The sequence below is a fragment of the Brevibacillus sp. FW301-21C12A genome (assembly GCF_058788915.1).
Genome location: NZ_JBYTBG010000013.1, coordinates 52083 through 78321, shown reverse-complemented (window position 1 = coordinate 78321; position 26239 = coordinate 52083). Strand labels below are relative to the sequence as shown.

At 52.8% G+C, this 26239-nt stretch carries 32 protein-coding genes and 1 other annotated feature; of the genes, 3 read left to right on the top strand and 29 right to left on the bottom strand.

All coding sequences use genetic code 11. The features are described 5' to 3' along the window. Positions 1-51: 51 nt before the first annotated feature. The 5 genes from AC3WQH_RS10930 to glmU form a co-directional block, all read right to left on the bottom strand. Entirely contained in the window at positions 52-282 is a 231-nt protein-coding gene (locus tag AC3WQH_RS10930) for an anti-sigma-F factor Fin (protein ID WP_007776375.1), read from the bottom strand. Between the two features lie 106 nt (positions 283-388). Beyond that, positions 389-958 carry an aminoacyl-tRNA hydrolase gene (gene pth / locus AC3WQH_RS10925; protein WP_005828653.1) on the bottom strand — a complete coding sequence of 190 codons (570 nt, stop codon included), beginning with the start codon at positions 956-958 and terminating at the stop codon, positions 389-391. Positions 959-1070: 112 nt separating this feature from the next. Further along, entirely contained in the window at positions 1071-1676 is a 606-nt protein-coding gene (locus AC3WQH_RS10920; RefSeq protein WP_007776371.1) for a 50S ribosomal protein L25, read from the bottom strand. Between the two features lie 91 nt (positions 1677-1767). Then, positions 1768-2718 (bottom strand): ribose-phosphate diphosphokinase, encoded by a 951-nt coding sequence (locus tag AC3WQH_RS10915; protein WP_005828656.1) that lies wholly within the window; start codon positions 2716-2718, stop codon positions 1768-1770. A 22-nt stretch (positions 2719-2740) separates the two neighbouring features. Further along, positions 2741-4126 (bottom strand): bifunctional UDP-N-acetylglucosamine diphosphorylase/glucosamine-1-phosphate N-acetyltransferase GlmU, encoded by a 1386-nt coding sequence (gene glmU, locus AC3WQH_RS10910; protein WP_005828658.1) that lies wholly within the window; start codon positions 4124-4126, stop codon positions 2741-2743. 195 nt (positions 4127-4321) lie between these two features. Here glmU and AC3WQH_RS10905 point away from each other — a divergent pair, with 195 nt between their 5' ends. Continuing rightward, entirely contained in the window at positions 4322-5359 is a 1038-nt protein-coding gene (locus AC3WQH_RS10905; protein ID WP_025848792.1) for a CobW family GTP-binding protein, read from the top strand. Between the two features lie 30 nt (positions 5360-5389). Here AC3WQH_RS10905 and spoVG read toward each other — a convergent pair whose 3' ends face one another. The 11 genes from spoVG to metG form a co-directional block, all read right to left on the bottom strand. After that, complete coding sequence (gene spoVG / locus AC3WQH_RS10900; protein WP_005828662.1) at positions 5390-5677, bottom strand: septation regulator SpoVG; 288 nt, start codon at positions 5675-5677, stop codon at positions 5390-5392. A 227-nt stretch (positions 5678-5904) separates the two neighbouring features. Beyond that, positions 5905-6288, bottom strand: coding sequence for a RidA family protein (locus tag AC3WQH_RS10895; RefSeq protein WP_005828663.1), 384 nt, complete (start codon positions 6286-6288; stop codon positions 5905-5907). Positions 6289-6294: 6 nt separating this feature from the next. Then, positions 6295-7128, bottom strand: a complete 834-nt coding sequence (gene purR, locus AC3WQH_RS10890) for a pur operon repressor (RefSeq protein WP_007776362.1) — start codon at positions 7126-7128, stop codon at positions 6295-6297. A 55-nt stretch (positions 7129-7183) separates the two neighbouring features. Next, entirely contained in the window at positions 7184-8062 is an 879-nt protein-coding gene (gene ispE, locus AC3WQH_RS10885; RefSeq protein WP_025848795.1) for a 4-(cytidine 5'-diphospho)-2-C-methyl-D-erythritol kinase, read from the bottom strand. A 233-nt stretch (positions 8063-8295) separates the two neighbouring features. Further along, complete coding sequence (locus AC3WQH_RS10880; protein WP_005830483.1) at positions 8296-8475, bottom strand: small, acid-soluble spore protein, alpha/beta type; 180 nt, start codon at positions 8473-8475, stop codon at positions 8296-8298. Between the two features lie 119 nt (positions 8476-8594). Further along, complete coding sequence (gene veg, locus AC3WQH_RS10875) at positions 8595-8867, bottom strand: biofilm formation stimulator Veg (protein WP_005830485.1); 273 nt, start codon at positions 8865-8867, stop codon at positions 8595-8597. A 289-nt stretch (positions 8868-9156) separates the two neighbouring features. Next, positions 9157-10053 (bottom strand): 16S rRNA (adenine(1518)-N(6)/adenine(1519)-N(6))-dimethyltransferase RsmA, encoded by an 897-nt coding sequence (gene rsmA, locus AC3WQH_RS10870; protein ID WP_005830486.1) that lies wholly within the window; start codon positions 10051-10053, stop codon positions 9157-9159. Between the two features lie 3 nt (positions 10054-10056). Then, complete coding sequence (rnmV, locus tag AC3WQH_RS10865) at positions 10057-10605, bottom strand: ribonuclease M5 (RefSeq protein WP_025848799.1); 549 nt, start codon at positions 10603-10605, stop codon at positions 10057-10059. Positions 10606-10782: 177 nt separating this feature from the next. Next, entirely contained in the window at positions 10783-11880 is a 1098-nt protein-coding gene (locus AC3WQH_RS10860; RefSeq protein WP_025848801.1) for a resuscitation-promoting factor, read from the bottom strand. Between the two features lie 369 nt (positions 11881-12249). Continuing rightward, positions 12250-13020 carry a TatD family hydrolase gene (locus AC3WQH_RS10855; RefSeq protein ID WP_005830491.1) on the bottom strand — a complete coding sequence of 257 codons (771 nt, stop codon included), beginning with the start codon at positions 13018-13020 and terminating at the stop codon, positions 12250-12252. Between the two features lie 27 nt (positions 13021-13047). After that, positions 13048-15072 carry a methionine--tRNA ligase gene (gene metG, locus AC3WQH_RS10850; RefSeq protein ID WP_483073068.1) on the bottom strand — a complete coding sequence of 675 codons (2025 nt, stop codon included), beginning with the start codon at positions 15070-15072 and terminating at the stop codon, positions 13048-13050. A 53-nt stretch (positions 15073-15125) separates the two neighbouring features. Then, positions 15126-15381, bottom strand: a binding site (T-box leader). Positions 15382-15806: 425 nt separating this feature from the next. Here metG and AC3WQH_RS10845 point away from each other — a divergent pair. Then, positions 15807-16058, top strand: a complete 252-nt coding sequence (locus tag AC3WQH_RS10845) for an AbrB/MazE/SpoVT family DNA-binding domain-containing protein (protein WP_007776347.1) — start codon at positions 15807-15809, stop codon at positions 16056-16058. Between the two features lie 153 nt (positions 16059-16211). Here AC3WQH_RS10845 and rsmI read toward each other — a convergent pair whose 3' ends face one another. The 12 genes from rsmI to AC3WQH_RS10785 all read right to left on the bottom strand — a co-directional run bounded on the left by rsmI (position 16212) and on the right by AC3WQH_RS10785 (position 25026). Further along, positions 16212-17102 (bottom strand): 16S rRNA (cytidine(1402)-2'-O)-methyltransferase, encoded by an 891-nt coding sequence (gene rsmI, locus AC3WQH_RS10840; RefSeq protein WP_005830496.1) that lies wholly within the window; start codon positions 17100-17102, stop codon positions 16212-16214. Further along, complete coding sequence (locus tag AC3WQH_RS10835; RefSeq protein ID WP_005830497.1) at positions 17099-17398, bottom strand: GIY-YIG nuclease family protein; 300 nt, start codon at positions 17396-17398, stop codon at positions 17099-17101. The genes rsmI and AC3WQH_RS10835 overlap by 4 nt, the downstream gene beginning before the upstream one ends. Continuing rightward, a complete protein-coding gene (locus AC3WQH_RS10830) occupies positions 17349-18116 on the bottom strand; it encodes a tRNA1(Val) (adenine(37)-N6)-methyltransferase (protein ID WP_005830499.1) in 768 nt (255 codons plus the stop codon). Before AC3WQH_RS10830 ends, AC3WQH_RS10835 begins: the two co-directional genes overlap by 50 nt. A 95-nt stretch (positions 18117-18211) precedes the next feature. Further along, positions 18212-18583 (bottom strand): DNA replication initiation control protein YabA, encoded by a 372-nt coding sequence (gene yabA, locus AC3WQH_RS10825; protein WP_005830500.1) that lies wholly within the window; start codon positions 18581-18583, stop codon positions 18212-18214. Between the two features lie 28 nt (positions 18584-18611). Further along, the gene (locus AC3WQH_RS10820; protein WP_005830502.1) at positions 18612-19427 is read right to left on the bottom strand and encodes a PSP1 domain-containing protein; all 816 of its coding nucleotides are present in this window, start codon (positions 19425-19427) and stop codon (positions 18612-18614) included. Positions 19428-19430: 3 nt separating this feature from the next. Then, complete coding sequence (gene holB, locus AC3WQH_RS10815; protein ID WP_026556972.1) at positions 19431-20411, bottom strand: DNA polymerase III subunit delta'; 981 nt, start codon at positions 20409-20411, stop codon at positions 19431-19433. A gap of 16 nt (positions 20412-20427) precedes the next feature. Next, on the bottom strand, positions 20428-20874 hold the full coding sequence (locus AC3WQH_RS10810) for a YaaR family protein (RefSeq protein ID WP_005830505.1): 447 nt from the start codon (positions 20872-20874) through the stop codon (positions 20428-20430). Between the two features lie 137 nt (positions 20875-21011). Continuing rightward, a complete protein-coding gene (gene darA, locus AC3WQH_RS10805; protein WP_005830506.1) occupies positions 21012-21341 on the bottom strand; it encodes a cyclic di-AMP receptor DarA in 330 nt (109 codons plus the stop codon). A gap of 132 nt (positions 21342-21473) precedes the next feature. Continuing rightward, positions 21474-22115, bottom strand: a complete 642-nt coding sequence (gene tmk / locus AC3WQH_RS10800) for a dTMP kinase (protein ID WP_005830508.1) — start codon at positions 22113-22115, stop codon at positions 21474-21476. A 48-nt stretch (positions 22116-22163) separates the two neighbouring features. Further along, positions 22164-23636 carry an aminotransferase class I/II-fold pyridoxal phosphate-dependent enzyme gene (locus AC3WQH_RS10795; RefSeq protein ID WP_492332030.1) on the bottom strand — a complete coding sequence of 491 codons (1473 nt, stop codon included), beginning with the start codon at positions 23634-23636 and terminating at the stop codon, positions 22164-22166. 131 nt (positions 23637-23767) lie between these two features. Beyond that, positions 23768-23950, bottom strand: coding sequence for a sigma factor G inhibitor Gin (locus AC3WQH_RS10790; protein ID WP_005830511.1), 183 nt, complete (start codon positions 23948-23950; stop codon positions 23768-23770). Positions 23951-24009: 59 nt separating this feature from the next. Beyond that, a complete protein-coding gene (locus AC3WQH_RS10785; protein WP_007776340.1) occupies positions 24010-25026 on the bottom strand; it encodes a Rossmann-fold NAD(P)-binding domain-containing protein in 1017 nt (338 codons plus the stop codon). Between the two features lie 394 nt (positions 25027-25420). Here AC3WQH_RS10785 and AC3WQH_RS10780 point away from each other — a divergent pair, with 394 nt between their 5' ends. Beyond that, complete coding sequence (locus AC3WQH_RS10780; RefSeq protein ID WP_005830515.1) at positions 25421-25951, top strand: hypothetical protein; 531 nt, start codon at positions 25421-25423, stop codon at positions 25949-25951. A gap of 6 nt (positions 25952-25957) precedes the next feature. Here AC3WQH_RS10780 and AC3WQH_RS10775 read toward each other — a convergent pair whose 3' ends face one another. Then, on the bottom strand, positions 25958-26227 hold the full coding sequence (locus AC3WQH_RS10775; protein WP_005830517.1) for a pro-sigmaK processing inhibitor BofA family protein: 270 nt from the start codon (positions 26225-26227) through the stop codon (positions 25958-25960). Positions 26228-26239 lie beyond the last annotated feature (12 nt).

Genomic DNA, 26239 nt, shown 5'->3' with positions numbered 1-26239 from the left:
CAAGCTAAGGCCTTGTCAGTGCAAGCCTTCCTAACGAGTATCCACTCCTGTTTATTGAAGTGGATTTCCGACTAGCGAAAGCTCTGGATGCTGAATCAGCGCTTCACGGCAGTAGTCGCACGTGATGCTGACGACCGTATCTCCACTTTGTTCTCTCGATATTATAAGAGCACGTTCCTCCGGGGTCAAGAAATCAAACCCGAGCCGCGCTTCTGTCACCTGCGATTCGTCAAATTCCGCGATCTTCATGCCGCAGCAGCGACACGTGTAGCGTATGCTCATGTATATGCCACCCCCATACCTTTCATATCGCTTAGTATGGTCGGTTGGGTGGAAAATCATACTAGCGCAATACATCCGCGCCATCCTGACTGCTGCAACGCCCCGCTTATTTTTGCAAGCTGTTGAAATGGTTCATGACCTTGATAAAAGGCTCTCTTGTCCACATGGCCGCCGCATCGGCAGCATGCCCCACCGCTTCCTGAATCTGCGGTCTTTCCGCCGCTGGGAACGACTGGAGCACGTAATCACTCACGCTTCGCCCCGGCTCCGGACGCCCGATCCCGACTTTGATGCGCTTAAATTCCTGTGTCCCCAAATGCTGAATCATCGACTTGATGCCGTTGTGGCCGCCTGCGCTGCCTTTTTCCCGCAAGCGCAACTGCCCCGTTGGCAGGTCGAGGTCATCGAAAATGACGACCAGCTCATCTGGAGTCAGCTTGTAAAACTTCAGGACTTCAGCGACTGATTCCCCGGAAAGATTCATGTACGTCTGCGGTTTGACGAGCAGCACCTTTTCGCCTTCCACCCTGCCTTCTCCGACAAGCGCGCGAAACTTGTTTTGCGCAACGGGAATGCCCCATTTGTCGCTAATCTTATCTATGGCCATAAAGCCCGCATTATGTCTTGTGTCTTCATATTTTTTGCCTGGATTGCCCAATCCGATGATTACTTTCACGTTCATTCCCTCCTACTCTCTCCCCCATTGTACTAGAATGGTATCGCGAACAAAAGAAAAAGGACCCGGCAGTAAAATACCCGGACCCTTTCGCCGTGATTCGACTTTTGCCTTATTCGGTAGCTACCGCTTTTTCTGCTACAGCCTCAGCCTCTTGCTCGGCTTCGATGGACTCTTCGGACTTGGCTTTCACTGGCAGGACGCTAATCAGCACTTCCGTAGGCTCAACCAAAAGCTCTACGCCCGCCGGAACTTCCAGATCCGCTGCCAGTACGACGTCTCCAATGTTGAAGCCGTCGACATTCACCAAAAAAGACTCCGGGATGTTGCCAGGCAAGCAGTGGACGTCGACGTTGTGGCGCACGAGCGTCGCTACGCCAAGCTCCGGGTCGCCTGTCATGAGCACAGGCACAGAGGTGTGTATTTTTTCATTCATATTGATCTTCTTGAAATCAGCGTGCAAAATATTGCCCATGACTGGATGACGCTGCAATTCGTTCACCATCACATCATGAGTGGTCCCATCCACAACCAGTCGGAACGGCTTGTTTGTCGTCTGCTGACGCAGGGCGGCATCCAGCTCACGGCCATTGATTTGAATCGACTGACTGGTCACGTCACTTCCGTACACAACACCTGGCACCCAGCCTTCTCGACGCAGCATCCTCACAGAATTGCCTGTCGTCTGATTTCGTACTTGAGCCTGAATCGCTTCCACAAAAAAACCTCCTTGGGCCGCTAGTAAAAGTTTCCTTTCTAGCTTGTCCAAAGGAGGTTTATTTCAATCCCCCAAAAAGGGGATGCTTGCCTTAATCGAACAGCTTGCTGACAGACAGCTCTTCGTGTACGCGAATGATCGCTTCGCCAATGATCGGCGCCACGGACAGAACGGTGATTTTGTCAATCAGTTGCTCTTTGGTGAGCGGAATCGAGTTGGTGACGATCAGCTCTTTGATCTTCGAGTTGGCAATCCGCTCAATCGCAGGACCAGACAGCACCGGATGCGTGCAACATGCGTAAACTTCACGCGCACCTGCTTCCACGAGCGCATTGGCTGCCAGCGTGATCGTTCCCGCTGTATCAATGATATCGTCAATAATGATCGCTGTCTTGCCTTCGATGTTACCGACAATGTTCATGACTTCCGCTACGTTTGGTTCAGGACGGCGCTTGTCGATAATGGCAATCGGCGCTTCCAGACGTTCGGCCAGCTTGCGGGCACGCGTAACGCCGCCGTGGTCAGGCGACACTACGACGATATCCTTCAAGCCTTTTTCGGAGAAGTGTTTGCCCAAAATCGGCACACCCAGCAGATGATCGACAGGAATGTCGAAGAATCCTTGAATTTGCGTCGCATGCAAATCCATGGTAATCACGCGTTGCGCTCCTGCGGTTTCGATCAGGTTGGCAACCAGTTTGGCTGTGATCGGATCGCGTGCGCGCGCCTTGCGATCTTGTCTCGCGTAGCCATAATAAGGAATCACGACGTTGATGCTTTTTGCGGAAGCGCGTTTCAATGCGTCGACCATTACCAAAAGCTCCATCAAATGCTCATTAACGGGAGCAGACGTTGGCTGAATAACAAATACGTCACAACCGCGAACGCTTTCGTTCAATTTAATTTGGCACTCGCCATCACTAAAACGCACAGCTTGCGCGTTACCGAGCGGCACGCCGATGTGTTCAGCGATTTCTTTTGCCAATTCAGGGTTTGCGTTGCACGTAAATACCTTCAGTTTGGGGTCGCGGTAATTAGCCATGATCTTCTCTTAGAACCTCCCGTTATGATTGCTTTTTGCCCTTGCGAGGCATTCTGCTAGCGTAATCTGGTTTATTCACTTGACGCTCGCGTGCGATCGCAAGCGCATTGTCTGGAACATCCTGATTAATGGTCGAGCCTGCTGCTACATACGCATTTTGTCCAACGGTAACCGGAGCTACCAGATTGGTGTTGCAGCCGATGAACGCCCCGTCCTGGACGGTCGTTTTATGCTTGACGGCCCCGTCGTAGTTGACGGTGATCGTTCCACAGCCGATGTTCACACCATCGCCAATCTCCGCGTCACCAATATAGCTGAGGTGAGGTACTTTTGAGCCTTCGCCGATTTTGGCGTTTTTCAACTCGACGAAGTCTCCGATCTTGGCTTTGCGGCCGATCTGTGTTCCCGGACGAATATAGGCAAATGGCCCAACGGTTGATTCCGCTTCCACACTTGCCTCTACCATGACCGCATAAGAAATGGTAACGCCAGAGCCAACCTGCACATCCGTCAAGTCAGCCTGCGGCCCAATCACGCAATCGGCACCAATGGTTGTCCGCCCGCGCAGAATCGTTCCCGGTTGGATTACCGTATCTGCCTCGATGACAACATCGGCTTCAATATACGTAGAGGCCGGGTCAATAATGGTGACTCCATTGCGCATATGTCTGGTGGCAATCCGCTTCCGCATGTACGCTTCCGCTTCCGATAGCTGCACACGATCATTGACGCCCATCGTCTCGTCAGGGTCAACGGCTTCGTACGCCACTACCTTTTCGCCTGCCTCTCGCAAAATGCCGACAACGTCTGTGACATAGTATTCGCCTTGCGCGTTGTCATTTTTCACTTCCGCCAAGGCCTTCCATAATTTGCGATTGTCATAACAGTATATGCCTGTGTTAATTTCGCGGACCGCCCGTTCCGCTTCAGTCGCATCCTTATGTTCCACGATTCGCAATACTTCGCCCGCCTCGTTGCGCACGATGCGCCCGTAGCCTGTCGGATCGGGGAGCACGGCGGTCAATACAGTCGCAGCCGCTTGCTGCTCTTCGTGATAGGTCAGCAAGGCGGACAACGTCTGTGCAGACAAGAGAGGGACGTCTCCGTACAAAAGAAACGTAGTGCCTTCTTTATCTTGTAAAAACGGCGCTGCCTGCGAAACGGCATGTGCCGTTCCCAACTGTTCTTCTTGCAGTGCGTAAGTGACGCCCTCGCCTAGTTTGGCGCGGACCGCGTCAGCACCATGACCTACGACGACAACGATGTCCTCAACCTGCATGGAGCCAAGCGTATCCACAACATGCTGGACCATTGGCTTCCCGCAAACAGGGTGCAGGACCTTGTACAGCTTCGATTTCATCCGCGTACCCTGACCAGCGGCCAGAACCACGGCATGGATCTTAGACATGTCAACCCTCCATCGTAGAAGTTCCACAATGACTATATCTTAATCATATGTGGATTTCAAGACAATCGATGCAGGATTATCGCCGTTTCCCTGACATTGCCTGAAAGTTGTTCATCTAACAGACAACATTTAATAATCTGATAAAAAATGATATATTGATGGGCGAAAGAGGTTTTGAAAAGGAGGCAGGAAGGAATGCCAGCAGATGTCTACTTGCTGACCGGATATTTGGGCAGCGGAAAAACGACCCTTTTGCAAAAATGGCTGACTCATCTACGCGTCCAGAACGAAAACGTAGTCGTCCTGATGAATGAGATGGGCGAGGAAGATATCGACGGCGAACAGTTGCAAGGCTTTGGTTTCCCTGTCAAAAAGCTGCTCGACGGCTGCATATGCTGCTCGATCAAAGGGGAGCTGACAGAAGGCTTGCGCGAAATTTTGAACTCGTTGCAGCCGGATCGCATCCTGATCGAAACGACGGGAGTCGCAGACCCGATCGACGTGATCGACACGCTGACCCATCCGGAGCTGTACGATCGCATCGAGCTGAAGGGCACGATCAGCGTCGTGGACGCGTCCCGCTTTTTGGACCTCAACTCGCGCTTTTCCTCCACTGGCTCGCTGGTCAAAACGGTACGCAACCAGGTGAAGTACGCCGACCTCATTCTCCTGAACAAAACGGATATGGTCAGCGATGAACAGCTCCAGCGCGTCAAACAGAAGCTCATCGAGCTGAACCCGCAGGCGCCGATCCACACAGCCGTTCAGGCGAATATCGACCTCAACCGGCTGCAATCGCTCAAGCGATTCGAGCATGTGCGCGATGCCGAAGCAGTACCCACTGTTCCTGTGCAAAAAACAATCGGCCGCATGTCGACCATGGACAGGCTCAAACAATCGCTCGGCCTGAAAACAAGCACGCCTTCCCTGTACAATAGTATTGAAACTTTTTCCTACACCTTCACAGGTCCAGTAGACGAGAAAAAATTCGAGGACTTCCTCTACGATCTGCCCAAAAACGTGTATCGGGCAAAGGGGTACGTGCTCTTCCACGGAAAAAAAGAACTGATCTCCTTCCAGCACACGGACAATCAGGTACTGTTCTTTCCATTTGAGAACTTCGGGCCGAAAATGGTCGCCGTGTTTATTGGGGAAGGAATGGATCAGGAGGAAATAAAAAACAATTTATCCAAATGTTACGCCCAACCAGACGCCGAAGCACCCTGCCAGTAATGACAGGGTGCTTTTGTATGGGGGTACTATTTACGCACCCGCTTCGATCGTGCTCTCTTCTTCTTGACCCACGCGTTCATACTCGGTCAAGACAGCAGCTTGGATCTTTTCACGGGTAGTCGAAGAAATCGGATGGGCGATATCGCGGAATTCTCCGTCAGGTGTACGTTTGCTCGGCATTGCAACAAACATACCGTTGTTTCCGTCAATGACACGGATATCATGAACCACGAACTCATGGTCAATTGTAATGGATGCAATCGCTTTCATCCTACCATCCGTATTCACTCGGCGCAGTCTTACGTCTGTAACTTCCATCTAGTTCACTCCCTTTATCTATGAAACGCGTTTAGGAGTATTTCCACCCTCTGGGTAAATATTCCTGCTGATGTTATGCAATTTTTAAAAAAATATATAAATATGTTCATAACATCACCGCTTTACACATGCTTCTTCGTACTACTAATGGTATATCCAACGCAAAAACAGCCTGACGCAACTGCATCAGGCTGTTTCATGCTTTCATTGATTGGACCGGGTTATGTTTACGCCTCGATATAAGCGACAATTTCGATCTCGACCTTTACGTCGCGCGGCAGGCGTGCCACTTCTACGGTGGAGCGAGCTGGCTTGTGGTCGCCAAAATATTGGCCGTACACTTCGTTCAACTGCGCAAAGTCGTTCATGTCCTTGATGAAAACAGTCGCCTTCACCACGTTGGAAAGGGTTCCTCCTGCTTCCGCCAGGACGGCTTGGATATTGGAAAATACTTGGTGGGTTTGTTCCACGATGTCGCCTTCTACCAGAGTGCCGTCTGCACGCAGCGGAATTTGACCGGATGCAAACAGAAACGGACCAACTTTTGCAGCCTGGCTGTACGGGCCGATTGCTGCCGGAGCTTTGTCAGTTGAAACAAAAGAGATTGCCATTCTTATCTACTCCCCTCTATTTTCAAAAAAACTGCCTAGCTCAATTTCAATCTGCTTGCCCTTGAAGTCGACATCCTGCAGCTTGGCAAGAGACACGTATTCATCAATCAAACGCTCGGAAACATCTGCGGTCGTCTCTACCAGCACTCCGCAGCCTACGACAGTCGCCCGGAACTCCTGGAGCAGATCAATCATGCCGCGCAGCGTGCCGCCCGCCTTCATGAAGTCGTCCACGATCAGGACGCGGGACTGCTCGGCCAATCCGCGGCGAGCAAGAGACATCGTCTGAATCCGCTTGCTCGAACCAGATACGTAATTGATGCTAACCACAGAACCTTCCGTTACTTTGTTGTCACGACGCACGATGACAACGGGCACGTTCAAAAACATGGCGGTCGCATAAGCGAGCGGAATCCCCTTCGTCTCCACCGTCATGACGACATCGACGTTTTTGTCCGCATAAGCGGTGGCAAACAGCTTGCCGATCTTCGCCATAGTCGCTGGATTGCCGAGAATGTCGGACATGTACAAATATCCGCCTGGCAAAAGTCTTTCCGGATTGGCCAATTGCTCGATCAGTTCGCGCATGAAGTGAAGAGCCTCTTCCGTTTTTACCTGGGGAATATACTTCACTCCGCCTGCCGCTCCCGCCACCGTTTTCAACAAGCCGACACCCTGAACCTCAAACGCTTCCTTGATGATCGACAGGTCTTCACTGATGGATGATTTCGCCGCGCCGTACTGTTCCGCAAACAGAGTGAGAGGAGTCAGCGTATGGGGATGGGCGAGCAAGTGCTGCGTCATGTCTACCAGACGTGCACTTCTGCGCAATTTCTTCATGGCTCTTCCTCCAAAACCGAATATTATGCTGCTAATGTATCATTTTTATACGTGTTCATGCAAGTATTTCCCCTTCTTGGGAGCCTAACATTCGGACAACAAACACATCTTTGACAAATCCTCTGAGCGCATTGTAGATCCGATGCACTTTCGCTTCCTTTTGCACGAGGGCAAATACTGTCGGTCCGCTGCCGGACATCAATACTCCGTCGGCTCCGGAAGCGATCATCAGCTCCTTGATTTGCCGCACTTGCGGATAGAGCGAGAGCGTGACGTTTTCCAGCACGTTTCCGAGCGACTGGCACATCAGGGAAAAATCTTGCTCGGAAACAGCCCGGAGCATTTGTTTTGTATCGGGATGATTGTCGATTTTGTCGACACGCAAGTTTCCATATACATCAGGAGTGGACACGCCGATTGGCGGCTTCGCCAGGATGACCCAGCAAGGAGCGGGCGTTTCCAGATGCGTGATTTGCTCGCCGCGCCCTTTTGCCAGCGCGGTTCCTCCATAGACGCAAAAAGGGACGTCAGAACCGATTTCTGCGCCGATTTCCGCAAGCTCGTCCACGGTCAAGCCGAGATTCCACAACTGGTTCAAACCGCGCAGCGTCGCTGCCGCATCACTGCTGCCGCCCGCCAGTCCGGCTGCGACCGGGATCTGTTTGTCGATATACAATCGTACGCCTTGGCGCACTTGATAGCGTTCTTTTAAAAGCACTGCCGCTTTATAAGCATGATTGCGGATATCATCCGGTACGAAGCTGGCAGAGCAGTCCAGCGTAATCTCACCATCTTCGCGCAGAGTCAGGTCTACACGATCTGCCAAGTCGACGGTAGTCATCACCATTTCTACTTCGTGATAACCGTCCGGCCGTTTGGCAAGCACATCAAGGGTCAGGTTGATTTTGGCCGGAGCTTTGACCGAGATACGCACGTTGTTCACCTCTGCCTACTTTACTAAATTTCCTAGTCTCTTATTGTAGCATAGCCAATCTCTCTCCTGCCACTTGAACCCCCCAAAAAGAACAGGATCGAGATCATTATGGTTATTTCGAAAATTCAGCAGTGTTTTCGGCAGCAAAAAAGCCGGGAAGCCCCGGCCCTGTCAACGAGTCTGTATGGTATTCTCCGTGAGATTGGATGTGTCCGCCTGCGTCCAACACCGGGCTATGACCGTCTTGCGGCCAGCGCCTCTTCAGCAAGCTGTACAGCCCGCTTCACCATGTTTCCCGCGTCACGCGTCGTGATGCCTCCCCAACCTTCTGCTTGTACCTTGTCGTAAAAGCCAAGCTCCTTGGCGAGTTCCATCTTGAACTGCTCCGACATCATTCCTCGTCTGCGACCCATAGCATCCTCCCTTCCCGTTGACAGGTATAGTGTGCTCCAAGTCCAGACTTTTCATCTTGTCACCCAAATATTTACAACCTTTTGATAGCAAAAATAAAACAGTAGAACCCAAAAGGGCTCTACTGTTGTACAAATGTGATGCGGATGTGCTCGTTTTCGCGGCACACCGTCAACTCTACTGTTTCCGTCAAGATGTCAGCGTAGCTGTAAGAGACCCGCTCAAAGAGTTGATCGTCATCAAGCTTTACCACAAACACAGATGGGTATGTTTCTTCGAGGATGCCACTTCGTTCGACGGTTTTTCGGCGACCTCCATTGGCTTTCAGAAGGATGCGCTCACCAATGTGCCCGTCTAAACTGCGTTTAATGTCAAGTAACGCGTTTCTTGCCATTGTTCCATCCACCTCGCTTACATCTATTATAACAGCTCACATATATTTTGTCAAAGAAATAAAAAATTATAGCAACCCTGTAGATATTTTGTCAACGGGGTTTTTTTCATAAAAAAAGTAGATATTTGTCACCACTTCTGCATAGTATGTGCAGGCTTTTGCAAAACCTTGCTCCCGCAACGCTTTCCGGTGATAGCTTGCCCGCTGCGAAGCCTTTTTTTACGCCAAAATCGACAAAAAAACCTCCGTTTTTGGCTTTTTCAGTACAAAAACGGAGGCCAAGTTTGTCTTATTGCCCAATCAGGCCGCGCCGCAAGCCTTCGTTGGCTAGGCGGGCGAACTCTTCGATGCTGAGGGTTTCGCCGCGTCTGGTCGGTTCGATGCCGATGTCGGCGAGCATCTGTATTACTTCATCCTTTTGTGTTTTGAGAAACAGACCGTTCATCAGGTTGTTCAACAACGTTTTCCGGCGCTGGGCGAACGAGCTGCGCACCACGCGGAAAAACACGTCCTGGTCGTCCACATCGACAGGCGGACGATCTCTGACCTTGAGCCGGATCACCGCAGAATCGACGTTCGGACGAGGAATAAACACACTGGCCGGGACGATCATCGCGACTTCTGTTTCCGCATAAAACTGCGCCGCTACCGAGAGAGAGCCGTAGTCTTTCGTTCCGGGCTTGGCCGCGATTCTCTCAGCCACTTCCTTTTGGATCATCACGACGATGTTCTCAAGCGGCAGCCTTTCTTCCAGGAGCTTCATCAAAATCGGCGTCGTCACATAATAGGGCAGATTGGCTACGACGCTCAGCTTCTCTACCCCGGAGAGCTTCTCGGCAATCAGCGCTTTCAGATCAAGCTCCAGCACGTCTCCATGCACGACTTCGATATTTTCATAGGGCGACAGCGTGTCCTGCAAAATAGGCAGAAGCCGCTGGTCAATCTCAATCGCCATGACCTTGCCTGCTGCTCGTCCCAATTGCTCGGTCAAAGCGCCGATGCCTGGCCCGATTTCGATTGCGCCTTTGTCCTTCGTCAGATCGGCTTCGGCGACAATGTTATGCAAAATGTTCGTGTCCACCAAGAAGTTTTGTCCCAGGCTCTTTTTAAAGGAGAAGCCGTACTTCTCCAAAATTTCCTTCGTTCGCGTAGGTGTGGCAATATCCTTGCCTGTTGCTTGCGTCATCGCTTACTCCCTCTCTTTGTTGATGGCTTCTATCGCCGCCTCAAATTCCGCGCGACTGATCTGAAAGGCATTGAGCCGTTGCAGCATTTGCTTGGCGTTGGCGTATCCGATGCCCAATGCTTCGCCCAGCTTGATTCTCCGCTCCTTGGCGTCGCCGCCTGACGTCAATCCGTTTTTCAGAAGATCGTCAGCCGTAATCTCCCCGACCGTTTCCGCCATCTCTGTGCGGACTTCCGAGAGCGCGCGAACAATCACGTCAGGAGAAGCGTTCTCTACCCCGATATCGCCCTTTTTCGTGCCGTCCTCTTGCGTGATAAAGGCGTGCTTGCAGCCCGGCACCGATCGGCTGATAATTTTGCGGATGCGCTCCCCCTGGTAATCCGGGTCGGTAAAAATAATGACGCCGCGCTTTTGCTGTGCCAGCCGGATTTTTTCGATCGTTCTGGCGTGGATGGCGGAGCCGCCTGTCTCAATCGTGTCCGCGTTAACTGCCCGCTTGATCGCAGCGGTATCGTCTCTCCCCTCCACCACAATCACTTCTTTTATCTTCATCATGTACTCCCACTTTCGTACGATGTCGCTTTTGGTCATAGTGTTCCAAAAAAATCAGGCGAAAAGCCCTTGTTTCGCGAAACGTTTCTGCGCTTTGAACCGTCTAACTATCAAACAGCTTATCACGACTATTCCCAAAACGCCAAAGACAAAAGACAGGAGCTGTTCGCCCCTGTCTTACGGTTTCTGCGGCCCGATTATATAGACGGTTTTGTTGCGCTTGCGGCCAAATTGAACAGCCTCTGCCTCCGTGCTTACAAACACGTCAATTTTGCCGCCACGCATCGCTCCGCCCGTGTCTTCTGCCCGGCGATACCCAACGCCCTCGATGTAAACCCACCAGCCATACGGAATCACTTTTGGATCTACAGCGATGGTATGACCTGCCTTGGCCTTCACGCCCGTCGCCGTGCGGCCGTAGCCTGGCGAGCTAGGGTGTTTGCCTCCCCCCGCAGGAGAATAGGCGGTCAAGGTAACCCCGTTCAGTACTTTTTTCGGCCTAAATACTTTTCCACCACGCGAGACCATACCCGTTGCTGAAGCGACCAAGACCCGTTGCGACGGATCGTTGTTTTGCAGCGCAGGAACTGCCGTTCCTACCGCCACGATCTGGTCTTTCTTCGGCACAAGCACGTCTCTTGTCACCAGTTCACGGGAGACCTCCTTCCCGTCTTCCATAACCAGCTTGTAGTGTGCAATAGCCTTACCCTCTTGCCCGTTTTGCAATACACGGGACTTGCCTTTCTCTAACGCTGGATCGTTTTTGCGTATTTCCTGGAAAGTAACTCGCTCCTCGACTTTTACCATCTGCTCGACGACGCGCTTGATCGTGATTGTCGAGTCTTTGGTCAGCGAGGCGCTCAAGGCCGGCTCCACCCGGTCCTTTTCACCTAGCGCAATGCCGCTGTCCTTCAACGCGCCAGCAACATCGCGGCTAAGCGTCAGTATCGTTTTTGTCTGCCCGTCAACCTGGACCGGAATGGACCAGGCTGTATGTAAAGTAATCATTGCTCCGTCTGATAGCTTCGTCTCAGGTGTTGGTTGAAGGGAATCCTTTTCCGTTACCGTAATGTTTCGCTCGGTCAAGAACTGCTCAACGGTACTCGCTTTGGTAGCTACCGTCTGGCTTTCTCCGTCCAACGAAAAAGTGACCTGTTTTGGCTGGGTAGCCTGGGCAGAGAAATAGCCAATCATGGGAATGAGAACAAGAGAGAGGACGCCAAAAAGAACAAGTCCCCGATTCTTATACCTTTCCCATATCGCGCGTAACTCCATTTCCCACACTCCTTTTCCTAGAAAAGCACGAGGCTTCTCCTGTCTAGCCAGGTAAGGGTCGATGTAATTGCACTAATATTCTGGAAGTGGCCAGTACTTAGCAAGGTCGGCTTTGATTGTATGTCACTTTCCCGGCTTTGTCAAATTTACCCTCCCTTGGCCGAAGCGATAATGCTAACAGACTAGCAAAAAACAGATGGCGAATGGTAGCAGATTCCTGTCGAGGAGCCGTGTCGGATGGACAATAATCGTTCGACACATTGTTCAAGGTATGCGCCACCAAAAACGAGTAGAACAACAAGATCGAGGAACAAAAAAACGGGAAATCACGTGATATGTCGTGATTTCCCGTTTTTGCTTGCGGTTTGTTTACGGTTGAAGGCGGAACAGACGCCTTGCGTTTTCCGTCGTGATTTGCGCCATTTCTTCGTAAGACAGGCCGCGAATGTTCGCCATTTCTTCGCAGACGTAGCGCACGTAGCCACTCTCATTTCGCTTGCCGCGGAACGGGTGAGGAGTGAGGTACGGGCAGTCTGTTTCTATCAACAGCTTGTCGAGCGGTACTTTGGCCGCTACTTCTTTTGGCTGCTTCGCGTTTTTGAAAGTCAGCGGGCCGCCGAACGAGATGTAAAAATTCATGTCCAGCGCCTGCTTCGCTGTCTCCCAGCTACCCGAGAAGCAGTGCATGATTCCCCCGACTTCTGCTGCCTTCTCTTCTTTGAGGATCGTCAAAACATCCTGGTGAGCGTCCCGGTTGTGGATGATGATCGGCATGTCGAGTTTTCGCGCCAGACGAATCTGCTTGCGGAACACTTCGGCCTGCACGTCTTTTGGCGACGTATCCCAGTAGTAGTCGAGGCCCATTTCGCCCAGCCCCACTACTTTCGGATCACGACTCAGCTCCTCGATCCATTCCAGATGCTCGTCTGTCATATCTTTTGCGTCCTGAGGGTGCCATCCTACGACTGCGTAAATAAAATCATAGGTTTTCGCCAGCTCCATGCAGGTCGGGATGGTTTCCGCGTTAAACCCGATGTTCACGATCGTGCTGACGCCGTTTTCCCGCGCGCGGGCAATGACCTCCTCGCGATCCTCGTCGAATTCCTTCGCGTTCAGATGCGCGTGCGTTTCGAATAGCAAAATAGGTCCTTCCTTTCCTAGCCCTCGTTACTTCACAATCGCTCCGTTTGGCATGCTCGGATCGACTGTCGCCAGCGTCAGTTGGTCGCCTGCGGATGCTGCCAGGATCATGCCCTGCGACAGCTCGCCACGCAGCTTGACTGGCTTCAGATTGGCGACGAGGATTACTTTTTTGCCGACCATTTCTTCCGGAGTGTAGTATTTGGCGATACCGGATACAACCTGGCGTTTTTCATAGCCGAGGTCGAGTTGCAAAATCAACAGCTTGTCGGCGTTTGGATGCTTCACACATTCTACTACTTGTGCGACACGCAGCTCTACTTTGCCAAAATCGTCGATGCCGATCTCGTCTTTGGCATCTGCTGGTTTTTCCGTTACTTCAGCTTGGTTGGCAGTCGTTTCGTTCACAGGTGCTTCCCCTTTCAATGCGTCTTGCTTTTTCTTGTTTTCCTCTGCTTGGCGGCGCGCTTCTGCTGTCGATTCGTCGATGAAGGCCAGCTCAGCCTGCACGTCCAGGCGCGGGAACAGCAGCTCTTTGCGGCTGACAGTGCTTCCGGCAGGCAATCCGCCCCAGACGCCGGCAGATTCCCAGCTTGTTGCCTGCTCGTTGCCCAGGATTCCGAGTTGGTCCCAGATTTTCGCCGGAGCTTTGGTCATGAACGGCTGAATCAAAATGGAGACGATGCGGATGCTCTCCGCAAGATTGTACATGACCGTTGCCAGACGTCCCTTGGTTTCTTCCGATTTTGCCAGATTCCACGGCATCGTTTCGTCGATGTATTTGTTGGTGCGTCCTACCAGCTCCCAGATGTGGGCAAGCGCGTTGGAGAAACGCATTTCTTCCATATGCTCCTCGACCAGCGCCTTTGTTTTCATCGCCAGGCCGATCAGGCTGTCATCCGGCTCTCCGGCATCTTGTGCGGCTGGCACGATGCCATCGAAATATTTTTCGATCATCGTAGTGGTACGGCTCAGCAGGTTGCCGATGTCGTTTGCCAGATCGTAGTTCAGACGCTGGATAAACGATTCCGGTGTGAAAATGCCATCCTGGCCGAAGTTGATCTCGCGCAGCAGGAAGTAGCGCACGCCATCGGAGCCATAGCGATCAATCAGCAGCTTCGGATCAATGACGTTGCCTTTGGATTTGGACATTTTTCCGTCCGGCATCAGCAGCCAGCCATGACCGAAAACTTGTTTTGGCAGCGGCACATCGAGCGCCATCAGCAAAATCGGCCAGTAGATCGTATGGAAGCGCAAAATGTCTTTTCCCACCATATGCACATTCGCAGGCCAGAAACGGCGGTATTTGCTGTCGTCGTCAGACAAGTAGCCGAGCGCGGAAATGTAGTTGGTCAACGCGTCGATCCAGACGTAAATGACGTGCTCAGGATCGCTCGGCACTTTGATCCCCCAGTCAAACGTGCTGCGGGATACGGACAAATCCTGGAGGCCCGGCTTGAGGAAGTTGTTAATCATCTCGTTGCGGCGGCTCTCCGGTTGGATGAAGTCAGGGTTCGCCTCGATGTGCGCGAGCAATCTGTCCTGGTATTTGGACAAGCGGAAGAAGTAGTTTTTCTCCTTCACTTTTTTCACTTCGCGGCCGCAATCCGGGCAAATGTAGCCTTTGTCGGTCTTACATTGTGTCTCGGTCCAGAAAGCCTCGTCCGGCACACAGTAGTATCCCTCATACTCGCCCAAGTAAATGTCGCCCTGATCGAGCAGACGCTGGAACACTTTTTGCACGACTTCCTTATGACGCGGCTGCGTGGTGCGGATGAAATCGTCGTAGGAGATGTCCAGTTTTTGCCACAGGTCGCGAATCCAGTCAACAACCGGATCGATGAACTCCAGCGGCTGTTTGCCGTCTTCGGCTGCGCGCTCCTGAAGCTTTTGTCCATGCTCGTCCGTACCTGTCAGGTAGTAGACGTCATAGCCGCGCAAACGTTTGTAGCGCGCCAGAGCATCACAAGCAATTGTCGTGTAGGCATTGCCGATGTGCAGCTTGTTGCTTGGATAGTAAATCGGTGTGGTGATGTAATATGTTGGTTTCATGCAACCTAGCCCCTCCTGATAACGTTTAGAAAAATAGAAAAGCCCACCCCAAAAATTGGGGCGAGCTCTAACTCGCGGTACCACCCAAATGCTCCGTTCCCCTCGCGGACAACGGACTTGGTGAGTCTGAAACAGACTCTGCCCGTAACGTGGGCCGACGTCACAAACTACTGGGCACGGTCATTTCCGTGGCTGTTCATCTGCAAGACTCTGGGGCCATGTTCAGCCTGCTCGCTTATGCCGGTTTTCAGCTACCCCGGCTCTCTGGGATAAGGAGGATCGGCTTACTCTTCCCATCATAGTCGTTTTGCTATCAATTCCCTCATTTACCCTCTATTGTACACGACCGACTTGTTTTGTAAACATCCAGGAGGGCCGAACGGCTACGATTTATTTTATACATGACAGGAAAAGGCAAAAAAGAGAAGACAAGGCTTTTTTGTCGAATGGGCGCGGCTTTATTCGACATAAAGTGACCGATTCGACACGCATTTCTCCCAGTTAATTTTATCCATAAAATTTTCTATACCGTTTCCATTTTTCTACGAAACGCTGATATATCAGCTTTCCTGTTTTCAAAAAAAACTTTGCTTTTCAAAGATTTGTCAAAATGATGTTGACACCTTTGGGAATCGCTGGTATGATAATCCCAACAGATAATGTCGAATATTGACGATTAATGATGAGCGTTTACCAATACATCGACATATGAAGACTTGAGAGGAGAATTTACTATGATGAAATCAACAGGGATTGTTCGTAAAGTAGATGAACTGGGTCGTGTCGTTATTCCGATCGAATTGCGCCGCACACTGGGCATCGCGGAAAAAGACGCATTGGAAATTTACGTAGATGGCGAGCGCATCATCCTGAAAAAATACGAGCCTGCTTGCATCTTCTGTGGAAACGCTGATAAAGTATCTCATTTTAAAGGTAAAATCGTGTGCCAGGATTGCCTGACCGAGATGCCTGTTGTTAAACGCTAAACACTCATTTCCATACGTACTTGATTTACATACGATATGCCTTCGCAAAGGGACAAGCTTCGCGGAGGCTATTTGTATTGCCTGCGTCGCTGCTGCGCTGGTTGATCGGACGAAAAGAAAAAGCCGACCCGTTCGGTCAGCTTCCTGCTCATCTTACTCGTCTTCCTGGTCGCGGTGGTATTCGTTGTAGACGTCGCGCTTGGGCAAACCGCGATCGTCTGCCGCCTGTTTGATCGCCTCTTTTTTGCTCAAGCCTTGCTCGCAGTAATGCTCGACATGCTGGACAATGCTCAACTGCTGCCACCAGATGTTTTCCTCGTCTGCTTCAGCAGCGGTTGTGCCTGTAAAGCCTTCGACAATCACGCAAAACTCGCCGCGCACTTCGCCATTGCCCAGCCATTCCAGCAGCTCATCAAAAGTGCCGCGCACGAACTCTTCGTAGCGCTTGGTCAGCTCGCGCGCCAGCACGGCCCGCCGATTCCCCCACGCTTCCCGCATGGCCGCAATCGTCTTCTCGATGCGGTGCGGCGCTTCATAAAAAATCAGCGTCTCCGGGTAGCGCTTGAGTCGTTCCAGCTCTTCGCGCCGCTCCTTGTTTTCCCGGCCGATAAAGCCGCAAAAGACAAAGCGGTCTGTCGGCAGCCCCGAAGCGATCAACGCCGTCAGCCCTGCGTTGGCTCCTGGCACCGGAACGACGGGGTATCCGGCAGCGACCGCATCGCGCACGAGATCAGCGCCCGGATCGGATATCGCCGGAAGTCCGGCGTCGCTCACCAGCGCGATCTGTTTTCCTTCGGCCAGCCATTGCAGCAGCCCCTGACCGCTCGCTTCCTTATTATGTTCGTGATAGCTCACGGTGCGCTTTTCGATTTGAAAATGGTTCAACAGCTTCCTTGTTTGACGCGTATCCTCGCAGGCAATCACATCAACCGCCCGCAGCGTTTCCAGGCAACGGACCGTCATATCATCGAGATTGCCGATTGGCGTAGCGACCAGATACAGGACACCTGTTTCTTCCTGCGCAAAGCTGCGCTGTATATTCATCGCGGCGTCCCTCCAATCAACTGTTCTTTTTGCTTGCGATTCAGCCGTTTGATTCCTTCCTCGCGCTTCAAGCCCCACGAACGGTCAGGCCCTTCTTCCCAAAAGACAAGCGCAAGCGGCCCGCGCCCTCTGGTGTATTTCGCCCCTTTGCCTTCATTGTGCATCGCCAGGCGGCGCAGCAACTCCGTCGTATAGCCGGTGTACAAGGAGCCGTCCGCGCAGGCGAGAATGTAGACAAAATGGCTTTTATGCGAGGGAATCTCGTCTGCCGAAGTAAATTTCTTGCAGTTCTTCACAGTATTCCTCACCATTCTCATAGACAATCAGCGGCGGCTGAATCCTCAGCTCCGGCTTGCCACCCCTGATTCCTTCGATCAGCACCATATTCGGCTCGGCTTCCTTGCGCGGGTAAACCAGACGCATCCGCTTCGGCTCGATTCCGTACTGGCGCATCAAGGAAATAATGTCGATCAACCGCGTCGAGCGATGAACGAGAGCGAGCTTGCCGCCGTTTTTCAACAACTGGCTGCCCACGCGAATGACGTCTTCCAGCGAGAGCAAAATCTCATGACGGGCGATTGCAAAATGCTCGCTTACATTTTTCTCCCCGCTCGTCGCAGGCATATAAGGCGGATTGCACGTAATCAGATCGAATTTCCCGTGCCCGAAAAGCGATACCGCGTCCTTGACATCTCCGTGGTGCATCTCGATCCGCTCCGTCAGTCCGTTGAGCGTCACGTTGCGGCTCGCCATGTCGAACAGCCGCTGCTGAATTTCGATGCCATCAAAACGCGCTTCCGGTGTGCGCGTGGTCATGATAAGCGGGATCGCTCCGTTGCCCGTGCACATGTCGAGCACTCTCCCGCGCTTGGGAACGGACGCAAACCGCGCCAGCAGCACGGCGTCCATCGAAAAACAGAACACCTCGTGGCTCTGGATAATTTTCATTTCGTGAGTCAATAAATCGTCAATGCGCTCCGCATCATAGAGCGGCACGTTAATGACTGGTTCCATCCTTTGTTCCCTACTCCTTTTTTCCTTGTCTTGGAAAAAGCGACCTGACACGTGGCACAGGTCGCTTTCTCCATGTGGTGATCGCTCGTCACCTTTTATTTTTGAGGGCCGCCGCTCAAAAACGAGAGACAGAACAGACAATCCCCTTCTTTGCGCAGACTGCCGAAATGCACGTTGCAGATGTGAAACCCTTCTGCATACAGGCGGGCAAGGTTGTCGTACCCTTCCCCGACCACGGCTTTTTTCGCTTTCTCCTTGGCGACAGGGTTTGCTCCCTTTTGTTTTGCCGGAGAGCCAGTCTTTTTCTTTTCCAGTCGGTTGCGAAGATGCTGGTTTTCAACGAGTAATTGGGCGTTTTCCTCCATCAAAACGACGATGACGTCTTTCAACTCACCGATCTCTTTGTACAGGTCCCCAATTCGTTCTTCAATGCTCGCCATCTTGACGAAGATTTCCCGTTTGTCCACTAGCTCACCTCTCCCCTACCCCCACACTTTATTCATAGGTGGGGAGCCCTATCGCAATCTCATCTAAACCAAACTCTGTGATGCGTTTGTCGATCGAAAGCTCCACCTGAACGGACTGATCCAGTACGTTAACGGAAACGACTCGTCCATTTCCCATCGGGGTAGTGACCATTTTGCCGACATCCGGCATTTCATCACGCGTGCTTTCGTAGTTGTCATTCTCGTATTTTAAACAGCACATCAACCGACCGCACAGACCGGAGATTTTTGCTGGATTCAACGAAAGGTTTTGATCCTTGGCCATTTTAATCGAAACAGGCTCGAAATCGCCGAGGAAAGTCGAACAGCAAAGCAGCCTGCCACAGGGGCCAATGCCGCCCAGCATCTTCGCTTCGTCACGCACGCCAATCTGACGCAGCTCAATGCGAGTGCGGAACACGGAAGCGAGGTCTTTTACCAGCTCGCGGAAATCAACCCTGCCGTCCGCGGTAAAATAAAAAATGATCTTGTTGCGGTCAAATGTGTACTCCACATCGACCAGCTTCATATCGAGCTTGTGCTCCTTGATCTTCGTCTGGCACACGGCAAAGGCATTCTTGGCAGCTTGCTTGTTTTCATCAACCTGCTTTGCGTCTTTTTCGTCAGCCATACGAATGACCTTTTTGAGCGGTAACACCACATCGGACTCAGCGACTTCTTTTTTGCCGATGACGACCTTGCCATATTCGACCCCTCTCGCCGTTTCGACGATTACGGTGCAATCTTTCTCTATCGGCAGTCGGTCAGGGTCGAAGTAATATATTTTGCCCGCTTTTTTAAAACGGACCCCAACAACCTCATACAAGGGTTATCCCTCCTGGAATTGAAGAACCAACCGCTCAAGAGCCAACTGTGCGTTGGCGTTTCGCTCTATCCGATTTTTCGTATCCATGACCAAATCTATCCCATGCAAGAGCTCAGCTTTTGTCCATACCAGTGCTTGTCCTTGCAGCACATCCTGTTGGTCGCTGTTAATGAGATGGGCATGCCTGCCTACTTGCACATACAGGATATCGCGCAGCCAAAGGATGAGCAAATCTAAAAAGAGGGGTAGTTCCTCTTTGATTTTGTCGCTCTTTTGCAACATATCATGGATGGTGAAGAGCGCAGACGAATTACGCTGTTTGCACTCATGGCTCAATTGTATCACTAGATTTCTTAGCTGTGCAAACGATTCTGATTGGCTGAGTGCCTTGGCCTCTTCCACATTTGTCGTAATGTGGGAGGCAACCTGCGCCATCCCGGCTGTAATGCCGTCTGCCCGGAGTTGTTCGGCGATCGCTTCGGCAGAAAGTGGCGAGAATTGAACGATTTGGCATCGGGATAAAATCGTCGGGAGGATCGAGTGGCTGTGTTCCGTCAACAGCAAGGCAAGCACGCCAGCGGGCGGCTCCTCCAAAAACTTCAGCAGGCTGTTGGAGGCCTGGGTCGTCATTTTGTCGACGTGTTCAACGATGTACACCTTGTGCCCGGACTCTACCGCACGCATCGCCATTTCTTTTTGCAGCGCGCGAATCTGGTCGATTTTTATTGAGGCCCCGTCCGGTGTAATAAACAGCACATCGGGGTGGTTTCCCCCTTCAATCCGCCTGCATGTAACACAGGCCCCGCAGGCGTCCGCTTCCCTTTCCGGACAAAAAAGGGACTTCGCCAGATGCAGGGCCATCTGCTTTTTGCCTGCTCCCTTGGGACCGGCGAGCAAATAAGCGTGCGCCAGTCTGTTGTTGAGCAGGCTATGGTACAGCAGCTCCGAAGCGCGTGGCTGCTGGGAAAAACGGGTCCATGTCATAATGGTTTCACACCCACTAAAAATACAAATTAATCAGCATGCCGCGGATTTCACCAATCCGGGCCAACAAATCAATCGTCGGTGCCTGATCGCTAAGCAACTCGTCTGTCAGACGCAACAGCTCGGCATCGACCTGTTTGACGATTTTGTAAAGCCTGCTACGGCCTCGCCGATTCATTCCTCGCCGGTCATCCAGGGCGACGCCGTACTTGACGGCTTCCTCCATGAACTGTTTGACGAGGTTTTTATAGGAATAGAAGTCGCGAACCGAGCGGGATCTGGCGAGAATTTGCCCCATCCTGTCAATGTCGCCGAGCAGCCGGTTGAGCAGCTCCTGGGACATGCGCTCGTCTTCTCCTTGCATCATCGTGCCAAAATTCAGCTTTTCGAGCTGAGGATTTCTCCGCGAATCCGCGGTTTTTATCATGTCCAGCTTAGGTCTTGGCCCGTCGCCGATTTTCATCACGCCACCCCACAGAACCGATCAGTAGAGGATTTTTTCCCCGTTAGATCAAGTATAAACGAAAGCGGCGAAAAAAGAGAGCAGGAACCTGTAGATTGGAAGAAGGATTCATTGCAGTTGCGCCGGGTCGCATTGCGTCAAAACGAGTGGAACTCTCCGACGTCGAGCACAAACACAGCGGCTCCGCCCACTTGCACTTCCAACGGGTACGGCATGAACGAATCTACCGCATTGCTGAGAGGGGAAACGGGAGTGACCATTTGCTTGCGGGATTTGCAGTGGTGCGCAATGATGTCGATTACTTCCGGCACGCTTTCGTCAGACGTACCGATCAAAAACGTTGTGTTGCCAGCTCGCAAAAAGCTTCCGGTACTGGCGAGCTTCGTCGCGCGAAACCCTTTCTTCACCAGTTGTTGAGACAGACGACCACTATCTTTGTCCTGGACGACCGCAACTACCATTTTCATCGGCTATCACCCTTTCCGCAAGAATCAATCCCGCATGGTTTGCTTCATTGTATGAAAAACACGTAGGCTTGGTACGATATTTCGCCTAAACATATTATACAGTATGTACCTGTACATGCGGTACTGCGAACCTTACAATCTGGCAAGCAATGCGCGCAGTGCCGACTCGTACACCTGCTCCATCGGTTGCTCGGCATCAATGACGACAAAGCGCTCCGGCTCTCTTTCCATCACCAGTCGGTACCCTTCCCTGACCAGATGGTGAAAGCGGATGTCTTCCAGATCGAGGCGATTGACCTCCCGGCCGCGCGCTTTGTTGATCCGCGCAAGCCCCGTCTCGGGCTTCACGTCAAAAAACAGCGTCAGCTCCGGCATGCAATCCCCGACGGCAAAGCGGTTGATCTCGTACACTGCATCAATGCCAAGTCCCCGCGCATGGCCTTGGTAAGCAAGGCTGCTGTCGATGAAACGGTCGCACAGCACGAGCTTGCCAGCCGCCAGAGCCGGCAGCACTTTTTCCGCCAAATGTTGGCGTCTCGCCGCAGCGTACAGCAGCGCTTCCGTCCGCTCGTCCATCTGTGTATGCGCCGGATTGAGGATGATTTCCCTGATTTTCTCCGCAATATCAATACCGCCCGGCTCGCGCGTCAACAGCACGTCCACTCCGCGCGCGCTCAGCTCCTCGTACAGCTTGGCGATCACGGTCGATTTCCCCGCTCCTTCGCCGCCTTCGATTGTAAAAAATCGGCCTTTTTGTCCTGTTGTCACTTCCATACTCCTTCCGTACCTGCTGTCACAGGCCGCATGCTTGCCAGCTATAAATTAACGCAATACTTGAATCGTTTGCAGCCGATCATCCTGTACCCCGTGAAAACGGGTATGTCCCCTCCGCAGCTCGGCAAGCATCGCCAAGCCTTCCTCGTCCATGCGCTCTCCCGGCACCAACACCGGAATGCCTGGCGGATAAGGGATGACCATCTCCGCAACTACCCGTCCCAACGCCCGCTCCAGCGGAATCGTCTCCCGCGGACGGTCGACAGCCTCGTGCATCGGCACAGCCTGCTTGCGCAAGTAATGCGAGGAGACTACGCCATGCAGCAAAATCCGCTCCTCTTCCAGCTCTACCTCCGGCGAGATGGATTCCAGCAAGCGAAGGAGCGCCTCCAGATCCCGCAGAGAGGTTCCCGCTGACGCGGCCAACAGCACGTGCGACTCGTCGGCCAGCTCGGGAAAAAGTCCGTGCCTTTCCATCAATTCCTGCAGGGCAAACCCGCTCATCTGTCCGGTTCGCAAATGCAAAAACAGCTTCAACGGATCAAATGTCGTGTACACCCGGCTTGCGCACGGCTGCGGCCACTCCAGCCACTCCATCTGGGCTGTTCGCTCCTGCAGCTTGTCCAAAAGCGGCAGCAGCCGCTCCCATTCCTCGTGAGCCTCCAACGCCAGATGGCGTCTGGCCAGGTCGAGCGAAGCCATCAAAACATACGACGGGCTGGAAGACTGTAGCATGGCAAGCTGCCGATACAGCCGTTCCCGGTCTATTCGTTCGCCCTGCAAATGCAGCATGGAGGACATCGTCATGGCCGAAGCCATTTTATGCGTGGACTGCACGGCCGCATCCGCCCCCGACTGCATCGCCGAGAGAGGAAAAGCCGGATGGAAGCCAAAGTGCGCTCCATGCGCTTCGTCGATCAACAGCGGAATGTCGTGCCGATGCACGATTGCCGCCATTTTTGCCAAGTCGATCCCCATCCCGTAGTAGGTTGGATTCGTCAAAAAAACAGCCTTGGCATCCGGGTGTGCTTGCAGGGCACGCTCCACATCCTCGCGTCTGACTCCCGCAGCCACGCCTGTTGCCAAATCTACGGCCGGCACCAAAAATACAGGCGTCGCCCGCGCCAGGATGATTCCGTGAAAAACAGATTTATGGCAGTTGCGTTGTACCAAAATTTTATCTCCAGGCCGGCATACCGTCATGATGAGGGCGATGTTTCCGACTGTACTGCCGCCAATCAAAAATCTCGTCTCTTCGGCTGAAAAAGCCTCCGCAGCCAACGCCTGGGCTTCTGCAATCACGCCCTGGGGCTGGTGCAGGTCATCGGTTCCGGTGATTTCTGTCAAATCCAGCTCCAGTATGGATTGAAACCGCTGCTTGGCGTGGCTGTCAAAGCTGTGGCCCATCTTGTGTCCTGGCACATGAAACGGATGCGGGCAATGCCTCGCGTGCCGTTCCAGATGTTCATACAGGGGCGCACGCTTTTGCCGCTCCCGAAATTCAGCATCTCTCGTAAGCACGCGCGACTCACGTCCTTTGTCATGAATGAATTACCCATTATTTTAGCATGATTTGACAAGGGAATAACGGAATTTTGCCAAGCTTTTTGGCAAACGAAAAAAGACACCGGGAATGCCGATGCCTTTTTCCGTCACGCATCTTTTCGCAGCCAAATACGTCTCATCTGGTGGATAAAAAACGGATACTTTTCGTCCTGGACGTCGGTATTTACCATTTCCTGTTCGCATTTCTGGCAAATAAACTGCTCGCAAATGGCGATTCCGTCATTTTGCTCCTGTTCACAGACGATACATCGCTGAGCAACTTTTTCCATAGTAAAACGCCTGCCCTTTTCCTCAATCTACCAACCATTATACCCCATTATAATCGGCATCATTCCCAAACGTTCGTCTTTTCGCCGACAGCTCGGTAACCTTTGCAAAAGAGCTGGGCTTCTTGGGCAGGAAAACAGGAGGCTGCATCAACGACCAGCGATTGTCGCATCGTGTGGGCCAGCTCTTGCAAGGACAGCTCGGCGGCCACCTCCAGCCCGTCACCGATCACAAGCAAATCGGCTTCCTGCACAGCGGCCTTCCAGGAATCGCAACGGACCCACCCCGGACGTGCCTCGTTCGGAAATGGCTCGTCCGTCCCCGTGTACACAGCGACCGCCTTATCGGCAAGCCAGCCTTGGGGCATTTTGTTCCACAAGTCTGCCGGGCCAATCAGCGCGATTCGCTCGATTTTCGTTTTTTGCAGGACATGTTGGCATTCCCGCACGAGCCACGCGCAGACAAGCGAATGATCCTGGTGCACGGGGTCTAACCAGCCTTGCCCGACTCGCGTGTCCAGCCCCAACGCCCGGGACACCTGCTTGAGCGATACGCCGTTGTCGTCACACGCCTCGCCCATCTCCCAATAAAATCGTTCCTTCCACGCCAAATAGCGGGGGAGCTGGCGAATCGCTTCATCTACCTCCCGCCGTCCGCATACCATGGACAATTTGCCGTGGTCAGCGAGCAGCCGACAGAGGCGGCGCATCTGTTGTCCGACCGGACCGCCCCCGAGCAGCACCCGTTCCTTTCCTGACCACAGGCTCATCCGCACCACTTCATACGGCTTTTGGCTGGCCTCGCACGCTGCCGCCAGCTCATCAGCCCAGCCATACGGCGCTTCGTCTCCAAATACAAGCAGCAGAACGGGGCTGTTTTCCTGGCGCAAGCTGTTTCCGCCGAGCTCCTGCAGGCGGCTGTAATCGCCCAACCTCGTCAGCAAAAGCCCGTCCACCTCTTCGGCGGGTTCCTCTTTTTGCGCGACGAGCAGATCAATTCCACATTCTTTTAGCGACTCGCCCCACTTGTGTAAGGTTTGCTCAGCAGCGACCCATAACTTCATACGCTGATGGCGCAAATGTCCTCCTCCTCTCCTCTGGCTTGGCGGCATGTTTCGCCGCATCTTTCGTGCCCAATCACGGCCGATCCCAATTCATTCCTTTTTAGCGTACCCATAAACCGCTTGCCCATCACATCAGCGGCTTCGTTTGCCTGCCGGAAGCGTACTGTTTTCCAGGCCGCAAACGGTTAGAAAACTTGGCTGCGCCAATGGCTTGGCGCAGCCTTAGTTGCACTTATCTGTACAAAAAAGCCGCCAGTCCGGCAAAGGACCAACGGCTTGTCAGCATCAGGTACTGGCTTTCTCAAGATTTGCGACTGTGCGATAATGGGGAAAAGAACAGCAACAGCGTGATCGCTGTCGTACATACATGCCAGTCTCGACAACCAGACCGCAAAGGAAGTGACTTTTTATGAAGGGACATGCCCACCAACATACGATTTACAGCTACAAGCTGCTCTACCGTTTTCGCTGGGGGCTGATCGGGTATTTGCTTCAGCTCGTGCTGATCGGCCTGTCCCTGATCGGCAGCTCCATGCTGTTGCAGGTGCCTGTCGCCTCGCTCGTCGTCACGCTGGCGATCCTGCCCGTTGTGCCGATCTGCCACCTGTTCATTTTTCGGCTCTACGCCCGCCTGCGCTCGCAAAAGCCACGGACAACCGCCGACATGCTCGTCTCTCCATGGTGGGGGGCCGGGTACCTGCTTCCCGTGCCGCTGTCCGTTTATCGGGCCAGCGAGTGCACGGTGCTGTTCGGCAGCGTCTTCATTGCGGCCGGAGCGTACGTCTGGCTTTCGGCCGACTACGGGCTTACTTTGCTCGGCGGTGTCGTGATCGTGGCGTTGCCTCGCTTGATTGCCCTGCTCGCTTCTTTTCGCCAACCCAGCGAAAGCCGGGTCAAATACGAGAACCGCGGCATTGCCTTTTTGAAAACAGATGGTTAAAAATCGTCAGGACATGATCCACAGCTTGATGACGATCAGGGCGGCGAGTCCTGGCAGGCGGAGAAATCCGGCGACCAGCGCGGTGACCGGGTTGATCGGAATGTGGAAGCTGGCCAACTCGCCAACCAGATTGGTGAAAAACAACAAAATGGCGCCAATGACAACCTGCATGACTCCAAAGCCGATCCACCTGATCGGCGTAGTCACAGACTTGCTTGCCGCTGTCAAAAGCAAAATCCCGACAATAATCAGAGCGATGATCCACCCCGTAGCCATGATTGCCCCCTC

Excerpts from the sequence above, each read along its gene's own strand:
- AC3WQH_RS10895 (WP_005828663.1), bottom strand. The coding sequence starts at position 6,288 with ATGGCAATCTCTTTTGTTTCAACTGACAAAGCTCCGGCAGCAATCGGC.
- AC3WQH_RS10880 (WP_005830483.1), bottom strand. The coding sequence starts at position 8,475 with ATGGGTCGCAGACGAGGAATGATGTCGGAGCAGTTCAAGATGGAACTC.
- rsmI (WP_005830496.1), bottom strand. The coding sequence starts at position 17,102 with ATGAATATACAGCGCAGCTTTGCGCAGGAAGAAACAGGTGTCCTGTAT.
- darA (WP_005830506.1), bottom strand. The coding sequence starts at position 21,341 with ATGAAAATGGTAGTTGCGGTCGTCCAGGACAAAGATAGTGGTCGTCTG.
- purR (WP_007776362.1), bottom strand. The coding sequence starts at position 7,128 with ATGAAGAAATTGCGCAGAAGTGCACGTCTGGTAGACATGACGCAGCAC.
- veg (WP_005830485.1), bottom strand. The coding sequence starts at position 8,867 with ATGGCAAGAAACGCGTTACTTGACATTAAACGCAGTTTAGACGGGCAC.
- AC3WQH_RS10905 (WP_025848792.1), top strand. The coding sequence starts at position 4,322 with ATGCCAGCAGATGTCTACTTGCTGACCGGATATTTGGGCAGCGGAAAA.
- AC3WQH_RS10810 (WP_005830505.1), bottom strand. The coding sequence starts at position 20,874 with ATGAAAATCGGCGACGGGCCAAGACCTAAGCTGGACATGATAAAAACC.
- metG (WP_483073068.1), bottom strand. The coding sequence starts at position 15,072 with ATGAAACCAACATATTACATCACCACACCGATTTACTATCCAAGCAAC.
- spoVG (WP_005828662.1), bottom strand. The coding sequence starts at position 5,677 with ATGGAAGTTACAGACGTAAGACTGCGCCGAGTGAATACGGATGGTAGG.
- glmU (WP_005828658.1), bottom strand. The coding sequence starts at position 4,126 with ATGTCTAAGATCCATGCCGTGGTTCTGGCCGCTGGTCAGGGTACGCGG.
- AC3WQH_RS10845 (WP_007776347.1), top strand. The coding sequence starts at position 15,807 with ATGATGAAATCAACAGGGATTGTTCGTAAAGTAGATGAACTGGGTCGT.
- rsmA (WP_005830486.1), bottom strand. The coding sequence starts at position 10,053 with ATGACGCAAGCAACAGGCAAGGATATTGCCACACCTACGCGAACGAAG.
- rnmV (WP_025848799.1), bottom strand. The coding sequence starts at position 10,605 with ATGAAGATAAAAGAAGTGATTGTGGTGGAGGGGAGAGACGATACCGCT.
- AC3WQH_RS10830 (WP_005830499.1), bottom strand. The coding sequence starts at position 18,116 with ATGGAACCAGTCATTAACGTGCCGCTCTATGATGCGGAGCGCATTGAC.
- tmk (WP_005830508.1), bottom strand. The coding sequence starts at position 22,115 with ATGGAAGTGACAACAGGACAAAAAGGCCGATTTTTTACAATCGAAGGC.
- holB (WP_026556972.1), bottom strand. The coding sequence starts at position 20,411 with ATGACATGGACCCGTTTTTCCCAGCAGCCACGCGCTTCGGAGCTGCTG.
- AC3WQH_RS10775 (WP_005830517.1), bottom strand. The coding sequence starts at position 26,227 with ATGGCTACGGGGTGGATCATCGCTCTGATTATTGTCGGGATTTTGCTT.
- AC3WQH_RS10790 (WP_005830511.1), bottom strand. The coding sequence starts at position 23,950 with ATGGAAAAAGTTGCTCAGCGATGTATCGTCTGTGAACAGGAGCAAAAT.
- AC3WQH_RS10915 (WP_005828656.1), bottom strand. The coding sequence starts at position 2,718 with ATGGCTAATTACCGCGACCCCAAACTGAAGGTATTTACGTGCAACGCA.
- AC3WQH_RS10930 (WP_007776375.1), bottom strand. The coding sequence starts at position 282 with ATGAGCATACGCTACACGTGTCGCTGCTGCGGCATGAAGATCGCGGAA.
- AC3WQH_RS10860 (WP_025848801.1), bottom strand. The coding sequence starts at position 11,880 with ATGGAGTTACGCGCGATATGGGAAAGGTATAAGAATCGGGGACTTGTT.
- AC3WQH_RS10780 (WP_005830515.1), top strand. The coding sequence starts at position 25,421 with ATGAAGGGACATGCCCACCAACATACGATTTACAGCTACAAGCTGCTC.